This window comes from Streptacidiphilus sp. MAP5-3 (assembly GCF_041262505.1).
Lineage (GTDB): Bacteria > Actinomycetota > Actinomycetes > Streptomycetales > Streptomycetaceae > Streptacidiphilus.
This window is the reverse complement of record NZ_JBGCCL010000034.1, coordinates 1-15,539: the sequence shown is the minus strand read 5'-3', so window position 1 is coordinate 15,539 and position 15,539 is coordinate 1. Positions and strand designations below refer to the sequence as shown.

General features: G+C 70.0%; 17 protein-coding genes, 2 pseudogenes and 1 riboswitch. Of the genes and pseudogenes, 11 read left to right on the top strand and 8 right to left on the bottom strand.

Going from position 1 to position 15,539, the window contains the following annotated elements; all coding sequences use genetic code 11:
* Positions 1-583 precede the first annotated feature (583 nt).
* Positions 584-651, top strand: a riboswitch (guanidine-III (ykkC-III) riboswitch).
* An 11-nt stretch (positions 652-662) separates the two neighbouring features.
* The 4 genes from ABH928_RS31950 (at position 663) to ABH928_RS31935 (ending at position 4,101) form a co-directional block, all read left to right on the top strand.
* The gene (locus tag ABH928_RS31950; RefSeq protein ID WP_370072161.1) at positions 663-1,541 is read left to right on the top strand and encodes an MBL fold metallo-hydrolase; all 879 of its coding nucleotides are present in this window, start codon (positions 663-665) and stop codon (positions 1,539-1,541) included.
* A gap of 686 nt (positions 1,542-2,227) precedes the next feature.
* Entirely contained in the window at positions 2,228-2,740 is a 513-nt protein-coding gene (locus tag ABH928_RS31945) for a SigE family RNA polymerase sigma factor (RefSeq protein ID WP_370072216.1), read from the top strand.
* Positions 2,737-3,462: a hypothetical protein gene (locus tag ABH928_RS31940; protein ID WP_370072160.1), complete on the top strand. Its 726-nt coding sequence runs from the start codon at positions 2,737-2,739 to the stop codon at positions 3,460-3,462. Before ABH928_RS31945 ends, ABH928_RS31940 begins: the two co-directional genes overlap by 4 nt.
* A gap of 51 nt (positions 3,463-3,513) precedes the next feature.
* On the top strand, positions 3,514-4,101 hold the full coding sequence (locus ABH928_RS31935) for a hypothetical protein (protein WP_370072159.1): 588 nt from the start codon (positions 3,514-3,516) through the stop codon (positions 4,099-4,101).
* A 67-nt stretch (positions 4,102-4,168) separates the two neighbouring features.
* Here the strand turns inward: ABH928_RS31935 and ABH928_RS31930 are convergent.
* Positions 4,169-4,427: pseudogene (locus ABH928_RS31930) on the bottom strand (Scr1 family TA system antitoxin-like transcriptional regulator); the annotation flags it as partial.
* A 253-nt stretch (positions 4,428-4,680) separates the two neighbouring features.
* Here ABH928_RS31930 and ABH928_RS31925 point away from each other — a divergent pair.
* On the top strand, positions 4,681-5,838 hold the full coding sequence (locus tag ABH928_RS31925; protein ID WP_370072158.1) for a serine hydrolase domain-containing protein: 1,158 nt from the start codon (positions 4,681-4,683) through the stop codon (positions 5,836-5,838).
* A 352-nt stretch (positions 5,839-6,190) separates the two neighbouring features.
* Positions 6,191-6,388, top strand: a complete 198-nt coding sequence (locus ABH928_RS31920) for a hypothetical protein (RefSeq protein WP_370072157.1) — start codon at positions 6,191-6,193, stop codon at positions 6,386-6,388.
* Between the two features lie 12 nt (positions 6,389-6,400).
* Here the strand turns inward: ABH928_RS31920 and ABH928_RS31915 are convergent, their stop codons facing one another.
* Together ABH928_RS31915 and ABH928_RS31910 are read right to left on the bottom strand one after the other, a co-directional pair.
* Complete coding sequence (locus ABH928_RS31915) at positions 6,401-6,637, bottom strand: hypothetical protein (protein WP_370072155.1); 237 nt, start codon at positions 6,635-6,637, stop codon at positions 6,401-6,403.
* 76 nt (positions 6,638-6,713) lie between these two features.
* Positions 6,714-7,232 (bottom strand): tryptophan 2,3-dioxygenase family protein, encoded by a 519-nt coding sequence (locus ABH928_RS31910; protein WP_370072154.1) that lies wholly within the window; start codon positions 7,230-7,232, stop codon positions 6,714-6,716.
* Positions 7,233-7,644: 412 nt separating this feature from the next.
* Between ABH928_RS31910 and ABH928_RS31905 the strand changes: the two genes are divergently transcribed.
* On the top strand, positions 7,645-7,806 hold the full coding sequence (locus ABH928_RS31905; protein WP_370072152.1) for a hypothetical protein: 162 nt from the start codon (positions 7,645-7,647) through the stop codon (positions 7,804-7,806).
* Positions 7,807-7,964: 158 nt separating this feature from the next.
* On the opposite strand, the gene ABH928_RS31900 is transcribed toward ABH928_RS31905, so the two are convergent.
* From ABH928_RS31900 to ABH928_RS31890, 3 genes are all read right to left on the bottom strand, one after another.
* Positions 7,965-8,132: a hypothetical protein gene (locus ABH928_RS31900; protein ID WP_370072151.1), complete on the bottom strand. Its 168-nt coding sequence runs from the start codon at positions 8,130-8,132 to the stop codon at positions 7,965-7,967.
* 253 nt (positions 8,133-8,385) lie between these two features.
* Positions 8,386-8,592, bottom strand: coding sequence for a hypothetical protein (locus ABH928_RS31895; protein ID WP_370072150.1), 207 nt, complete (start codon positions 8,590-8,592; stop codon positions 8,386-8,388).
* Positions 8,593-8,926: 334 nt separating this feature from the next.
* Entirely contained in the window at positions 8,927-9,820 is an 894-nt protein-coding gene (locus ABH928_RS31890; RefSeq protein ID WP_370072149.1) for a PhzF family phenazine biosynthesis isomerase, read from the bottom strand.
* 97 nt (positions 9,821-9,917) lie between these two features.
* On the opposite strand from ABH928_RS31890, the gene ABH928_RS31885 reads away from it, so the two are divergent.
* Together ABH928_RS31885 and ABH928_RS31880 are read left to right on the top strand one after the other, a co-directional pair.
* Positions 9,918-10,817, top strand: a complete 900-nt coding sequence (locus ABH928_RS31885) for a LysR family transcriptional regulator (RefSeq protein ID WP_370072215.1) — start codon at positions 9,918-9,920, stop codon at positions 10,815-10,817.
* A 310-nt stretch (positions 10,818-11,127) separates the two neighbouring features.
* Positions 11,128-11,553: a hypothetical protein gene (locus ABH928_RS31880; protein ID WP_370072148.1), complete on the top strand. Its 426-nt coding sequence runs from the start codon at positions 11,128-11,130 to the stop codon at positions 11,551-11,553.
* A gap of 131 nt (positions 11,554-11,684) precedes the next feature.
* Here ABH928_RS31880 and ABH928_RS31875 read toward each other — a convergent pair.
* Positions 11,685-12,059: pseudogene (locus tag ABH928_RS31875) on the bottom strand (protein kinase); the annotation flags it as partial.
* A gap of 272 nt (positions 12,060-12,331) precedes the next feature.
* Between ABH928_RS31875 and ABH928_RS31870 the strand changes: the two are divergent.
* Positions 12,332-12,868, top strand: coding sequence for a DUF3291 domain-containing protein (locus ABH928_RS31870; RefSeq protein ID WP_370072147.1), 537 nt, complete (start codon positions 12,332-12,334; stop codon positions 12,866-12,868).
* Between the two features lie 417 nt (positions 12,869-13,285).
* Here the strand turns inward: ABH928_RS31870 and ABH928_RS31865 are convergent, their stop codons facing one another.
* On the bottom strand, positions 13,286-14,269 hold the full coding sequence (locus ABH928_RS31865) for a hypothetical protein (RefSeq protein WP_370072146.1): 984 nt from the start codon (positions 14,267-14,269) through the stop codon (positions 13,286-13,288).
* 867 nt (positions 14,270-15,136) lie between these two features.
* Here ABH928_RS31865 and ABH928_RS31860 point away from each other — a divergent pair.
* Positions 15,137-15,355 (top strand): hypothetical protein, encoded by a 219-nt coding sequence (locus ABH928_RS31860; RefSeq protein WP_370072145.1) that lies wholly within the window; start codon positions 15,137-15,139, stop codon positions 15,353-15,355.
* Positions 15,356-15,539 lie beyond the last annotated feature (184 nt).

The following is a 15,539-nucleotide window of genomic DNA, read 5'->3' as shown; positions in this document are numbered from 1 at the left end:
CCGCATCTCCAAAAATCGTGAAGTGAGCAGCCTCCCACGCAGGTCGCACGAGCCACGCAACCGCTCCTGGACTGACACTCACTCAAAGAGACGCCCCGCCAGGAGCGATATATTCGCCTAGGTCCTATAAATCCCATCTTGTTATGACGTTTAGTACATACACGGAAACTCACCGTGGAGCCGCGCATCCCTCAATGACGCACCGAACAGCGCCCTGACCAGGCTATATGTGCATACCCTGTGGATTTTGGATGGATTACGTGGAGGGTGTGCCGACGAACCCTGCCGCCACACCCTGAACGGACCCTGCTCCGCCACGTTGAGTGCTCTGCCGCGAAAGAGGGCGGCGCCGGTAGGCCGACGTCAGGAGGCGAGCCACCGGTCGCCCGCAGTGCCCACCGGTGGGCCCCAGGGTTCGCCGAGGCCTGTCGGCCCACGCCTGGGCACCCGTGAACCCGGTGCCCGGTCCAGGGCCACCGCCAGGTCCATCGTGAACGGGGAGTTCCGGCCGCGCGGTCCAGGCGGTGTCGCTGCAGCAGCGCTGGGCGGCGGAGTCGTCGATCGATCTCGTGGTAGCTTCGCGGCGGAGGCTCATAAGTGCCAGCCCCGGACGAGACGTGCGCCGTACCCGGCCTGCAAAGACGACGCATTCGGGAGGCGTCATGGCCACAGGGACATCCTTCATCGATTTCGACAGCCCGGTTCGCAGGCCCCGGGAGTTGGACGTCCGCTGGATCCACGGCTCACCGTCGTCCAAGCACAACACCGACCCGGACATCCAGGTCTACGCCTACGACGAGCACACCGTCATCCTGCGTCAGAACATGGCCATCCACTACGAAGCGCCGTTCCTGTTCCTGCTGTTCGGCAACACACGGGCCGTGCTCATCGACACCGGAGCCACCGCGTCCACCGAGTTCTTTCCGCTGCGTCGAGTGGTTGACGAACTCATCGACGGCTGGCTCGTCCGCAACCCCCGGCCGGACTACCAGCTGCTGGTACTGCACACCCACGCCCACGGCGACCACATCGCGGGTGACAATCAGTTCGCCGACCGTCCCGACACCACCGTGGTCGACGCAGACCTTGCCACGGCCTGGAAGTACTTCGGATTCGCCCAGGACCCCACCGCCGTGGCGCGGATCGATCTGGGGGGCCGCGTGCTCGAGTGTCTCGCTACCCCTGGCCACCACAAGACAGCGGTCACCTTCTACGACCCGTGGACCGGGGTCCTGCTCACCGGCGACACGGTCTACCCCGGCCGCCTCTACATCCAGGACTGGTCCGCGTTCGCCGGGACCATCGACCGCCTGATCGAGTTCTGCGAACACAGACCCGTCACTCACGTCCTGGGCTGCCACATCGAGATGACCACCGAAGCGGGCGTGGACTATCCGGTCCGCACCACCTACCAGCCCCACGAACCCCCGCTGCAGATGACCACCGGGCACCTGCACGAGATCCGCGACGCGCTCGTCGAGGTCAGCGACGAGCCCCGCCGACTCCCGTACCCGCTCTTCGTCATCTGCCCAGACGACTGAACCAGGCCCACGTCGCGCCGCCGGCCCGGACGCGCCACTGGCTCGGCACCCCCGAACTTCTGACCACTGTTCAGGACGGTGGGCACCGGATGTTGTGGAGACCGGGCATCGGTCGGGCACCGGTGTTGCCCACTGGCGCGGGCCGGCGCAGGAAGGGCGGACGCGCCAGGCGTGCTGATCTTCTGGCGCAGCTGCACGCCTATGCTGACCGACCTGACAGGCCCTGTGTCGCAGGCCGGACCGCCGCAGTTCGATCCCTGCCTGGCTGACGGGCGCCTGCACGGGGGCGCCTTCGGGCCGGCGAGGACCTCGCGCCGGAAGCTGACGTCGGGGCCTGGCGCTCCAAGACCGCCTCAGCCATGGCCGAGCGCTCAGAGCTGGCGGGGCCACAGGTGTCTCCGAGGTTCCGGGCCCGGATCGGGCCCGTTCACCACGGAACGCCGCTCACCAAAGCCGAAGACTTGCTCAGACGAGACGTCAACACCTGCCATCCTCATGGAGCGGCCCGACATCGACGGCTACCCGTGCTGAATGTTCTGGCTTGTCTTCGGTTCTCGTGCAACTTCTGCAGCCCCCGCGTGGTGAAGGAGGGTGAGGGCCGTCGCTGGTGCGGCTCCGTGGAGCGGGGAGGGCAGTCCGTGGTGGCGGTGACGGTGATCGTGGGGGGTGCCGAAACGCGGGAGGGGCTGGCTGAGGTCGACTTCGACGCCTTCGTAGCGGCGCACTGGCAGCGGCTGACGCGTACCGCGTACCTGCTGACGGGCGACCATCACGAGGCCGAGGACCTGGTGCAGGTCACGCTGGCGAAGGTCTACCCGCACTGGGCCAGGATCAGGCGGCTGGACGCACCGAACGCCTACCTGCACCGAGCCATGGTGAACAACGGCTTCAGTCGACAGCGCCGGCGCCGCGCCCGGCAGTTGTTGATGCCCTGGGTGCCCGAGCGGGCCCAGCCGTCCGCCATGGCGCAGGTGGAGCAGCGGTCCGCGCTGCTCCGGGCGCTGGATGAACTGCCGCCGCGGCAACGGGCGGTGGTGGTGTTGCGCTACTGGGAGGACCTCAGCGAGCGGCAGGTTGCCGACGTCCTGGGTTGCACCACTGGGAACGTCAAGAGCCAGGCCAGTAGAGGTCTGGCGAAGCTGCGGAACCACCAGGCACTGGCCGGGTACGCGGCGTCGGGATCGATGGAGGAGCAGTGACGATCCACCAGGACGAGGACATGGTGCGCCGCGCACTGGCGGACGAGGCGCTGGGGTACCGCCCGCCGCACTGGGCGGGCCCGGCCGCGGCGATCCACGAGCGCGGAGCCAGGCGGCGGCGGGTCCGCAGGGCGTTCGCGGCGGCGGTCGCAGTCGCGGCTGTGGGCGTGGCGCTGGCCGTTACTTCAGGCGGCGCACAGGCAGGACGCGTAGTCGCCGCGTCTGCGGTGTCGCAGGCTTCCTCGACTTCGGCCCGCCCCTCGGCGTCGGCGTCGGTCGCGGCGGTCCCGTGGCCAGCAGTGCGGGTGGTCCCGGCCGACCGGGACCTGGACTTCGGCCACCAGATCTGGATGCGGCTGACGGCCGCTGAGGCATGCGAGGCTCTGGGGCCGTACGCGACCCGCGCCTATAGCTGCAACACCATCACCGACGGGAACCAGCCGCAGGGCTCGGTGAGTGCGCGGGAAGCCGCGGACAGCTCCGGAACGCTCTACGCGCCGTTGTACCTCGGCCCGGGCGACGCGGCCCGGATGACCGTCGCGGTCCACGGCAGGACCTACCGCGCCACCGTCGTGACCCTCGCCGGGCACCCCGGCTACGCGACCGGGTTCCTCTGGCTGCCCACGGGGCCGCAACCCCCGGAACACGGTTCTGAGATACAGATCACCGTCTACGACGCCCAAGGCATGGTCCTGGCCGAAGCGGAGGTGCCCGGGATGTAGTCGCAATGCCGCTGAAGCCCTGTCACCAGCTCGTCCCGAAGGAAACCGATCATGCATCCCGCTACGCGTCGCGCAGCCGCCGCGACCCTCGCCGTCTCCGCCGCGATGGCACTCAGTGCCTGCCGTTCTTCCGGTCCCGCCGCAGGCGCCTCCGCCACCACCTCCGCGGTCGCCGCAGCGCCGAGCCCGTCCGCGTCCGCGCATGCCTCCGCGACCACCTCCGCAACCGTCTCCGCAACCTCCTCTGCGACCGCGACCGCCTCCATGACGGCGACCCCGTCCCCCACCGCCGCAGTCTGCGAGAACCTGGTGGCCACCGCTGCCGTCAAAACAGCGGTCACCCAGGCCTACGGGGCGGTGGCCCACCTGGACCACATCCAGCCCCGGGCCGGCGGCTTTCTCTACGGCGGGTGCGGAGGCGTCATGTACGCGGAGACAAGGTTCACCCCGACCGCCGACGCGACCACGAACGAGCAGGTAGCCCTCCAGGACGAGGGCAGCTCCCGGAAGTACTTCCGCCTGAGCTCCGCCGGCACCTGGACCTACCTCGGCACCGGCGGCTTCCCCGACACCGGCGGCTGCCTCAGCCAGATCCCCAGCCCAATGGCCACGATCTGGAACGGCTGCTCCACCCGCTGAACGGCACTGCGCCAGTTCCTCCTGACCGACAGCGGCTCCTTCGTCGGACAGGTTCCCCGGCCCGAGGAGGCGGGGAACCGATCGCGATGAGGCGTCCCAACTGCCCGGCCATGACCTCCCGGCCGCCGATGCCGCCACGCAGGACGGACTCCTCCATGAGGAACGCGAAGCGGCGGTCGCCTTCGTGGAGGACGCGTCGCCGCCCGATGCGGGCGGCGACGGGCCGGTCGACGTCGTCCACGAGCCCCCGGCGCTGCTGGATCGCTTGGAGGGCGGCGGCGGTGTAGGCGCCGGGTCTGGATCAGGCCGGGCACCAGCCAGAAGGAGCAGGGCACGTCCGTCTGAGCATCGCCTTCCTCGCCGGGCGCCTGGACACCACGGGCGACTGACTGCCCATCGCGTCGCCAGCCCCGCCGCGGCCGACACGAGACACAGCATCAGGCCGGTTGCCCAGCGGGACCGCACTTGGGTGACCCGAACCCGCAGATGTTTTGGCACCTGCGTCCCTGGTGACGTTGAGAGCCGAATCCCGCATGCCGGCCCGCCTCGCTGCCGGGTCCCCCTGAAGGCAGGAGTGCCATGCAGGTCACCGCAAAGCGATCCGTCGCGATCGCCGCAATGACGGCCCTCTCCATTGCCCTGACGGCGGCCGCGCCCGCCCCCGTCGAGGGTTCCGGAGAGGACCGACGCCTGCAGGGGCTGTTGGACGGGCTGGTCCGCGAAGCCGGCGGCCCGCCCGGGGCCATCGTCGTGCTCCGCAGCGACGAACGGACCATCGTCGTGCGCACCGGAACCTCCGATGTGGAGAGCGGGCGGCTGCCCCGGGCGGGCGACCACATGAGGATCGCGAGCGTCGCGAAGGCCTTCAGCGGCGCGGTGGCGCTGCGCCTCGTCAGCTGCGGGCTGCTGAGCCTCGACGACACGATCTCCAAGCGCCTGCCGGATCTCCCTGCGGACTGGGGCAGGGTGACGTTGCGCCAGCTGCTGCAACACACCAGCGGGCTGCCGGACTTCAGCCGGGCGCCAGCATTCGGGAACATCCTGAGGAAGGATCCGCACCACCGGTTCGACTCACGACGCCTGCTGCAGTTCGTCGCCGACAAGCCTTTGAATTTCACTCCCGGCAGCCGCTATGCGTACTCGAACTCCGACAACATCGCGGTGGCACTGATGGCCGAGGCCGTGACGCACCAGCGGTACGAGACGCTGCTGGACGAGCTGGTCTACGAACCGCTCGAGCTCGACGACACCAGCCTGCCGGCCGGCTTCACCCTGCCGAGGCCCTACCTGCACGGCTACGCGGTGACAGCGACCGGGCCGGAGGACGTCAGCACCCTGTTCGGCAACTCCGGCGTCTGGGCCTCCGGCGGCGTCGTGTCGACGCCACGGGACCTGGCAACCTTCGTCGCCGCCTACGCCGCCGGGCACCTCGTCTCGCCGTCGGTCCGTCGGCAGCAGCGGATGTTCATCGACGGGAACTCCGAGCCGCCCGGGCCCGGACGCAATGAGGCCGGACTGGCGATCTTCCGCTACGCCACCCGCTGCGGCGTGGTCTACGGCCACACCGGAAACACGCCGGGATACACACAGCTCGCCGTCGCCACACCGGACGGCAGCCGTTCCATGACGTTCTCCGTGAACGCCCAGATCACACCGGCCAGCAGCCCGGCCGTGTTCGCCAAGATGCGAGCCGTCGAGGAGGACTTCACCTGCGCTCTCCTGCACGCGGACTCCTGACGGCGAGGCGAGCTACTGGTAACGGTGTCGGCAGGCGGGAGCAGGCGGTCCGACCGCCGTTGTTGCACGGGGTGAGCCACCGGGACAGCGCATGTGGGGAGCAGGGGTCGACTGGGCATCCGCCTGACGTGGTTCTGGACCTTCGCGCCTGCGGGGCGCTGCCGCGGGGCCGGGAATCTCTCTGCCCATCCGCCGAGCGGGCTGTACGGATACGTACGGGAAACGTGACCTCACCCGGCTCGTGACGCAGGCTGGACGTGCCGCCTCACGCAGGGCTGGCCCACGCGGCAGTTCAACGTCACACCAGCCATCAACTGCCCTCGCCAGGGCACGACTACGGGAGAACACTGCCATGCTGAAGCTCGCAAAGGCCCGACACGCCATCGCCCTCACCGCGGCTGCTCTCGCGATCGCCGGCAGCACGGCGGCGACGGCCGTCAGCCTGGCAATGCCTGCCGAGGCCACCACGGTTGCCGGCCACGTCAAGCCGGCGTGCGTCTTCTGCTTCACCCACGCGAACCCGAACGGCGACACCGGCTGGGGCAACTGACCCCCCGAGAACTCAGGTCACGACCGCGGGCGCGAGTGCCTGGCTCTGCCCGACGTGATCGACGGCCCCGGCCTGGAGCAGACGGAGAGGCAGCACAACGCGGCCCACCGGCACCTCCTGGCCGACCTGCACGGTGACGGGCCCATCCCCGTAGCCGGTCACGGTCACCCGTATCCGCTTTCCGCTTTCCGCTTTCCGCTTTCCGTGCAGAATGTGCAGGCGATGGAGGCCACCGGTCGGCGCCTTCACGATGCCTGCGGAGTGCGGATGCGTGAGCGGAGATAGGCGACTCCGGCCGTGCCGTCGGTACCGGGCTGGTTTGCGATCATCCGTTCCACCAGCCGCAGGTGCCGCTCTTTCCAGCTCTTCGCCGCCTCACGCACGCGGTCACTCGTGCGTTCATCTCTCGTGCGTCCGCAAGCGGTGCGGGTGCGCCGCATCCGGGCTGGGCAATGTGGTGGAACAGCTCGGCGAACTGCACGGACTGTCCGCCGCTGGCCTCACCGAGCAGCGGGCGGAAGGCGGCAAAACCCTTCGCGGTCAGCGTGTCGAGCAACGTGAGCAGGCCTTCGAGCTGGCGCAGCAGGTCATGCACCCGCTGGAGTGCGACCTGGACACTGTCGTCGGGTGTGCTCCCCGACGGGCGTCGGATCTGCCGCAGCTCGACCAGGGCGTGGGCAAGAAGAAGCTCGGATGCCTGATGCACCACGATGAAGAGGTGCTCATCGCGCCACTGCGCACCGCGTGAAGCCCGGGTCTGCGGGTGCTGCAACGCGAGAAGCTGCGGCACGTGCAGATAAGTCGCGTATGGGCTCTCGACGTCAGCAGGGTCCTTGTCGTCCATGTGCTGGTCCTCAATACGCGATGACGGGATGACGGGGCAGAGGTGCGGTGCCGTATCTCCAGCAAATCCCGTTGCCGCTGTGCGCGGGCGTACCGACACCCACCCAACACCACCCCGGCACACGCCACCTGAGACACCGCCAGCAACGACCCCGATGACCTCCGCCTGGCCCAAGTCGCCGCCCGACCTGCGCGCCCTACGCCGGCGCGGAGAACTCGTCAGCGATGGGGACGACTGGGGATCGTCGACCTGTACAGCGACTACGGCGACTACGTGACGCTGCACAGCGCGGACAACCTCCACGTCCACCGGGACCGCAAGACCACGGTGGTTTCGGAGTAACCGGGCGGTGTCAGCCGTTCGGCCGTCACGCTGTGCGTGTTGATCACGGTCCGGGGCAAGGAGACTGCCGGTGAACAGGTCGCGTGAGGTGCTGTCCGAGAGGATCCGCCGAGCCCATCGCAGACAGGGGAAGTCGGGACGGGAACTCGCAGCATTGAGTGGAAACGACGAGAGGGGCGAACTCCCCGTCTACGGCGGCATCCGCGCCGCGTACACCCTCCCGGACCACTGAGTCGCCTCTGCCCGCAAGCGCGCCCCGCTACCGGGTCAATCGCGGGAACGGGACGGCCAGGTCACCGTTCACGGAAGGAGGCGACCGGCGCATGAGTCAGGCCGGACCTGCTGCCGTGTGTCGAAGCCGGCCCGGCCTGTCGTGCTGTGCTTGCCGGTTCAGCCGCTGATCTCCGAGGGGTCGGTGATGCCGCGGTCCAGCGCCGGCTCTCCCACGGCTGCCTGCTCCTCGGCGGTTGGCTGCTCCTGGGCCTGCTCGGCGTCAGGCTCTGGGTTGTTGTCCGCGTCGTCGCCGCTATTGGCGCCTCCGCCGCCCCAATTGGGCATGTTCGCTCCCCCGTCCCGTGTGGCTACTGGTCTCGTCATCGTGGCAGTCGGCCCACGCCGCGGAAATAGGGACGTAGGAAGTCGGGCCGACAGCTCCGCTTACATCCGAAGCCGCCGGACCGTCGTGCGTGGTTGTGGCCCGCACGGGCTGGGTGCGCTGGAACGACGCTACGGGCACCCACTGACTGCAGCTGGACTTCGCGTTGACCAAGGCACCACGGGCTCACGTCAGCCGAGGGGCACCGGCTCCTGGTCAAGGAGTCGTCGTCTGGTCGGCCAGCAGCAGCGCGGCCACCGACCCGGCGTCGCTGATGACCCCGGAGCGCACCAGCGACACCGCCTCGCGCAACGGGACGGTACGCACCCTCATCCATGCCTCCGCAGCGTCGCGGGTAGTCCGGCCAGCTGCCAGGTCGCGGGCGAGGTAGAAGTGGGTGGTCGCGGCTGTGGCGCTCGCCATCGGGTAGACCACCCCGAGCTGCTCAAGGCCGCCGGCCCGCCGGCCGGTCTCTTCCTCAGGCTCGCGATGGGCGCGGCCTGCGGGTCCTCCCCCGGCTCGATCCGCCGCCGGGCACGTGGAGCAATCGGCGACCTGGAAGGTAGAACTCGTCCTCCACCAGGACGGCGGAGTTGTGCTCGGTGAGGGCGACGATCCGGACCGCGTCGGCGACCGCGATGTGCTCGTAGAACGGTGGTGCAGCGGGCCCTTCTACCCGGTCGCGGAATGACAGCGGCCAGATCAAGCCCAACCGGCCTCTGTCACGCGAACGTTGCGTGCAGCGCCACCGGTTCGCTCAGGCCTCTTCCTTGCCGGTGCTGGTGCTTGCGCCCTCGATTGCCACCGCGTGCCCGCTCACTCGCACGCGCGGGTCCGTGGTGGAGGCCTCGACCCGGAGCAGGCTGGGGCGGCCGAGATCCTCCCCCTGGCGGATGGTGAGGGCACCGGAGGGCGGGAGGGCGCCCAGTGTGCGCAGGTAGCCGCCGAAGGCGGCGGCCGCGGCGCCGGTGGCCGGATCCTCGACGACACCGCCGATCGGGAAGGGATCGCGGGCGTGGAAGAGCTCCGGAGCCTCACGCCAGACCAGTTGGAGCGTGGTCCAGCCGTGACGGTGCATCACCTCAGCCAGGGCATCGAAGTCGTAGTCGAGGGCCGCGAGACGCTCGCGGGTGGCCGCGGCCAGGACCAGGTGCTCGTTTCCGCCGAAAGCGACGTGCGGCGGCAGCGCCGGGTCAAGGTCCTCCGGGGACCAGTGCAGGGCCGCAAGGGAGGCATCCACCTCCGCGTCGCTCGCCGGTCGGGAGCGGGTGGGGACGCTGGTGAGGGTCGCCGTCACGGGGCCTCCTGGCTCTGCCGAGGTGTCCAGGGCGATCTCACCCACCGGCGTGTCGAACACGAGCGGGCCAGGGCCGATCCGCTCGGCCGTCGCCACCGCGGTCGCGACGGTCGCGTGACCGCAGAAGGCGACCTCCGCAAGCGGGCTGAAGTAGCGCAGCCGGAACCGACGTGCGGCCTGATCCGCTGCGGTGACGAACGCGGTCTCCGAGTAGCCGACTCCGGCGGCGGTCGCGAGCATGGCGGCATCGTCCATCTTGGTCGCGTCGAGCACGACGCCGGCCGGGTTGCCGCCGGCGGGGTCGGTCGTGAAGGCGGTGTAGCGCAGGATCTCGGGGCGTGTCTTCAGGCTCATGCCCCTACCGTGGCACCGCTCAGACATCCGGACAAACGATGGATCCCGATCCATCCCATCGGCTTCAGCGATGGCTGCTGGCGCTATCGTCGGCGGCATGGACACCCGCCTGCTGCGCACCTTCGCCACCGTCGCCCGGACCGAGAACCTGACCGCCGCCGCGGAGCGCCTGCACCTCGTCCAGTCCACCGTGACGGCCCAGGTACAGGCGCTGGAGAAGGAGCTCGACCTGCGCCTGTTCGACCGGCTGCCGCGCGGGGTGGTGCTCACCGGCGCCGGACGCGAGGTGCTGGCGCAGGCCGAGGAAGTGCTGGAGGCCGAGTCCCGGCTGCGGGCGGTCGCCGCCTCGGCCGGTGGCGCGGACGGTCGGGTGACCGGACGCGTGGTGCTCTCGGCCGGGGAGACGCTGGTGTCGGCGCGACTGCCGGGGGTCATCGCCGCGCTGCGGCGAAGGCACCCCGGGGTCGAGGTGGACCTGCGCACCATGGGGACCGCCACCGCCGTCGCGGCGCTCCGCACCGGCGAACTGGACCTGGCCCTACTGCTGGAAGACGAGGCGGCTTTCCGCGACATCGAGTGCACGCAACTGGCCCACGAGCCCCTGGTGCTCGTCTGCTCCCCAGAGCACCCCGCCGCCGCCCGGAGCGCCACCGACTGGGCGGACCTGGCCCGCGAGGACTACTTCCTGCACGAGCAGGGCTGCTCGTACAGCGACCGCTTCATCGAGCGGCTGCTCGCCGCCGCCAAGGACGCGCCGCCCCGGATCACGCGCTTCGGCAGTCTGGAGGCGGCCAGGTCCTGCGTGGCCGCGGGCCTCGGCCTCAGCCTGCTGGCCCGCGCCAATGTCGCGGACGCGCTCGAGGGGGGCCGCCTGACGCAGGTGCCCGGGCCGCAGTTCCCCGACGTCGCCGTCCAACTGGCCCGCCACCGCCGACGCTGGCTCTCCCCTGCCGCGGCCGCGCTCACCGCGGAGCTGCCGCACCACTTCCCGCAATGAGCGCAGTCGCGCCGGCGGACAGCGGGCCCCGCCACGCGCTCGGTCGGCCGGTCACTCGGGCTCGACCACTGATCAGTTCGGACCTACTCGTCCAGGCCAAGGCGGAGGGGGCGGCCGATCGGCGCCCCCTCAGAGCAGCACAGTGGCGGGTAACGGGCCCCGCCCGTCGCCGCCAGGGCCGCTGCGGCAATCCCGGCGGCACCGAGCGGAGCCGGACACGCTACAGCGGCCGACAGGGCGGCTGACAGCCCAGATCGGGCACCACGAAACCGCTTTGGCCCGCCGCGGACGACGCGTAGCCTGTTGGACCATGTGCTACCACGCGTTCAACGGCGCCTTCCGGCACTATGTGTGCGTCGGGTGCCGGCTCGCCTTCAAGGGCAGCACGTGGCCGGTCCGGAAGCGCGTCTGTCCCGGCTGTCGTGAACAACTCGTCTTCGCCGGCTACGACTTCGCCGCGCCTCGGCGACGCGACACGAAGGCATGGTCCGTCGTTGCGACGGTGCTCGCGGAAGGGCTGACCTACGATCACCGCCCGGGCTGCGGCTGCTCGCGGCTCCCCTCGTTCCGGCCCCGGACCCAAGCGCAGGTCCGCGTCCGGCGACGCGCGGCCGAGCGGCTGGGCCTGCCTCTGTCGGTGACCCTCGCCCGCCGTGACGCCTTCACCCCGGAGAGCCGCGACGAGCAAACCCTCCTGCCGTTGGCTGGGCGAAAAGCGAAGCGCGACACGACCTGAGCGTGGCGTCGACGCAGCATCCTCGCCCGCGTGCCCGACGACGTGGATCTGCACCCGGCACGGACAGGACTGTCCCGTGTTCACGGGACGGTACGACGGAGCCGGGCGTCAGGCGGGCAGTTGGAACCGGACAGGCCGTCGGGCACGCCGACCAGGTCGGGGTCCTCGTGGGCGGTGCGGTACAACAGCGCGTGCACCCGTCCGGTGCCGTACGGCGGGCGGTCGGTCGCGGCGTACGCGAGCACCGCACCGAGTGCGAACACGTCGCTGGCCGGGGTGAGTTCGGACCCGGTGGTGTGCTCGGGCGACATTTAGCCCGGAAAGCCCACGAGTTGGCCCTCGGCGGTGAGTGAGGGGCTGCCGACGGCCCGGCTGATCCCGAAGTCGATGACTCGCGGGCCGTCGGCGGCGAGCAGGATGTTGGAGGGCTTGAGGTCACGGTGGATCAGGCCCGCCCGGTGGATCCCGGCCAGCGCCTCCACCAGGCCCGAGCCCAGCACCCGCAGGCTGCCCCGCCTGTCACCATCTTGCCCCAGTCCCAGCCCCAGCAACGGCCGGTGGCAAGAGGCCACTTGGACAGCGAAAACGCAACTTCGACATGGCTCGCTGAGGCAGCTACCTTCACCTGGTCTTCGGCGATCGCCCACGATCGCACAGGAGTTCCTTCAGGCTGAGCCGCCCGCGACGGGATGAGTTGGTCACGCTCCACGAATCCTCGCCCCGTGCGTAAGCCGCCGAACCGGGTCCACACCAGGCACCCCCAACCAGGGAGCGACGCATGTCCCATCTTGCGCTGTACACATTCGGCGTCTTGAAGTCACCGCTCGCCGATCCCGGACCTCTCACGCGCGAGTTCTACGACACGGGCGAGGCCGTCTACCGGAAGATCAGCCAGCACCCCGGGTACCTCGCTCGCGCTGAAGCGGCAGACGGTGACCAGGGCATGCTCTTCGAGGCGGACTGGGGTGCATGGGGAGAGTTCGCCGTACCGACTTGGTACGGCAAGGGCCGTACGGTGGAAACCACCGCCCTGGCCGCGACCCTCTCACTCTGGACCGACCTGCGCCCCGCCTTCGACGCCGTCTACACCGGTCTGCACCGTGAGGCGCTGAACAGGCGTTACGACTGGTTCGAGAGGACAGGGCATCCAAATTACGTGTGCTGGTGGGTCTCCGACGACGTGATACCCACCTGGCGGGACGGGGTTTCCAGGCTGGAGCACCTCCACGGCCACGCCTCCGCGCCGCACGCCTTCACCTTCCACGACTCGTTCGCCCCGGACGGAGCTCCGACCAGGATCAGAGGATCCCTGTAGTCGAGCCGGTCTTCCAAGCGGGCGACGCGGCAACCCCCAGGGCGCCACTGCCACTGACCGGACATCGGCTCTCGGAGAGCGGCTGTGACCACAGGAGGACGCAGCGCGGTCCGGTGGCCGGCGGCGCCGAAGTCACCACAGCAACGTGTGAGATGCCGTGGCCGGGCACCGAACTGCGGCCCGCCAGGCTCGGGCCTCAACCGCTGTGCTGCGTCCGCGGATTCGGCCGCTGATCCGCATGCGGTTCAACTGCCCTGTGACCGCGAAGACCTCTTCGATCTCCCGTTTGCCGTCGGTGCGCCACCCTTCCCCGGCGACGCGCAGCACTTCATTCCCAATTCCCAGCGGCGGCTCGACGAGGAGCCCGGCCCCTCAGGACCGGGCTTCTCGTCGGTTCGTGCTACCGCGTGGTCGACGTCAGCGCAGGACGGTCAGGCTCTCGCGCGCCTGGTCCTGCGTGGTGGGCATGAGGTCGGGGCTGGAGACGAGGAGTGCACCGGCCTCCGAAGCCGCGTTCGCCTTGTAGGAGACCACGCGGAGCTGGACCCAGGTGGAGGCGGAGGCGTTGTTCGCCAGGCCGCCGGCGACCACCAAGCCGGAGTGGGTGACGTCCTGCCAGTGCGCCTTGACGTTGCCGTGGGCGCCGACCCAGTCGTAGAGCCCGAGGTCCACCTGGTTGACGGGTCCGAAGGCGAAGGCGTCGGGTGTGACGCGCAGCGGCTCGGCGATGGCCGCGCCGCTCTGGTTGGTGACGGTCACCTTCTCCCAAGCCGGGTGGCCCGGGGCCACCTTGGTGCCACCGGCCAGCGAGAGCAGGACCGGGCCGCCGGTGGTGCCCTTGCCGACGTTGAGCTGGGTCCCGTAGTTGCCGTGGCCGTGCAGGGTCTTGCCCTGCTCCTCGAAGGTGACCCAGAGGTCGACCGTGCCGTCGTTGGCCGGCCAGTTCTTGCTGACGCCGACGGAGACCTGCCACTCGAAGGTGGTGTGGGCCGGGATCGTGAAGGCGCCGTTCGGGTGCCCCTTCGGGAAGACCGTCGCGTCGAGGCCGAAGTCCGGCGCTCCCTGGGAGGGGGAGTAGGCGCTGGCGGGCGTCGCGCCCTCGGACGTCGCCTTGAGGGACAGGCTGCCGGGCTTCAGCGCCAGCGGGCCGCTCCAGATGCTGACGTCCTCGAGGTTGATGTCAGCGGTCTTGGCCGTGGTGTTGGCGGCCTTGATGGTCACGGTCTCGGTCGGCCCACCAGGCTGCAGCGCCTTGCTCGGAGCGTCTGCGGAGACGGACAGGGCGATCGGCAGCGTGGGCCCGACAGGGGCGGCCGCGTTGGCAGCGGCGGGAAGCGCCGCGGCTATGCCGACGGTGAGAAGGGCTGCCGAGGCGGCGGTGGCAAGGGTGCGAGAGCCCACGGGCACTGATTCCCCTCGATCATGCGGACTGTGCCGCAAAAGTTAAGTGGGAGCGGCGCCTTGGTTCCCCCGGCGACCTGCTCCGTGCACTGAACATTAGTCACAGGAGACTCACGGTCCCCGCACTTCATGGTGACAGGTCGGTAAGAGGCGGTGGTCAATCCCCGGGGATCCGGACAGGTCCGACACATCCGGCGGCATTCGTGGCGTACTGGCGGCACATCTTGCGCGGTCTCGTCCGTCGGACCACGGCGAGGACGCCGGCCGGGCGAGGGCTCCGGGCCACGCTCGGCCGGGGACAGAACCGAGCCGCCGCCTGGGCACTGCTCTCCCGGCGACAGCTCGCCGAGAGGCACGCGGTGGCGCAGGAGCACCACCGTTTCGCCGCGGCGACCGCCTTCCGCCGGGCAGTCGAGCCCATCGCGCCCCGAGGCCTACCACCGGCAGCAGCCGACGATCGACCTCGGCGTGCAGATCCGGTCACTGACCGTCCGTCACCCGCTCGGCCAACCCGGCGCGCGCTGCCCGTCGGACGCACATAACGTCCAGGGTGCGGCGCGTGTCCGCACGCTCGACGACTTCGCACGCGGCGAGCCGGCCCGCCAGACAGGTGGAGGGCAGACACGAAGGTGCCCCGGCCCACGCCGGGGCACCGCCGTCCCCCCGCACCGGCCAGCGGTGGTGGTACGCCCGTCCGCCGCCTTCTGTCTCACCGGGCTGACGCCGCGGCGCAGACCGTAGCAGGGCCAGGTCAGCTTTGCTGGTTGGCCCTGTAACTCACCGGCACCGTGCCAGTGCCAGTGCGACTGCCACCCTGGGTGATCGCCTCGGGATGCGGCAGGCAACGTGGCCCGTGATGCTGATGCCATGAATGACACCGAAGTACTCCACTTCTGGGTCCGCAAATCCCGTGGCGACGGGATCACCGTGACGGTCTACAACGCTGCCAACGGTCAGGTTGCCGTTGAGCGGGCTGCCGGAAGCCGGCTTGAGCTGGATGCCCTGGGCGCGCAGTACGGCGTCCCGGAGGAGCAGTGGATGATCGACGACTATGCGCGGGCGGTCATCGACGCCAAGGCCGCCTGACCATGAGCTGGCGGCCGTCGCGGAGCGCTGTGCAGGCGCTCGCTCTGGACGAGCTGCTGTTTGGGCGTGAAGCGCATTCGCTCACCCTCGCGCCGGCTGGACGCCGCAGGTCTCGTTGGAGTGGTGTGGCTAGCCAGGACTGACGGGCCTTCAGCCACCCGTCTATGCTCGCCCGAACGCAAAT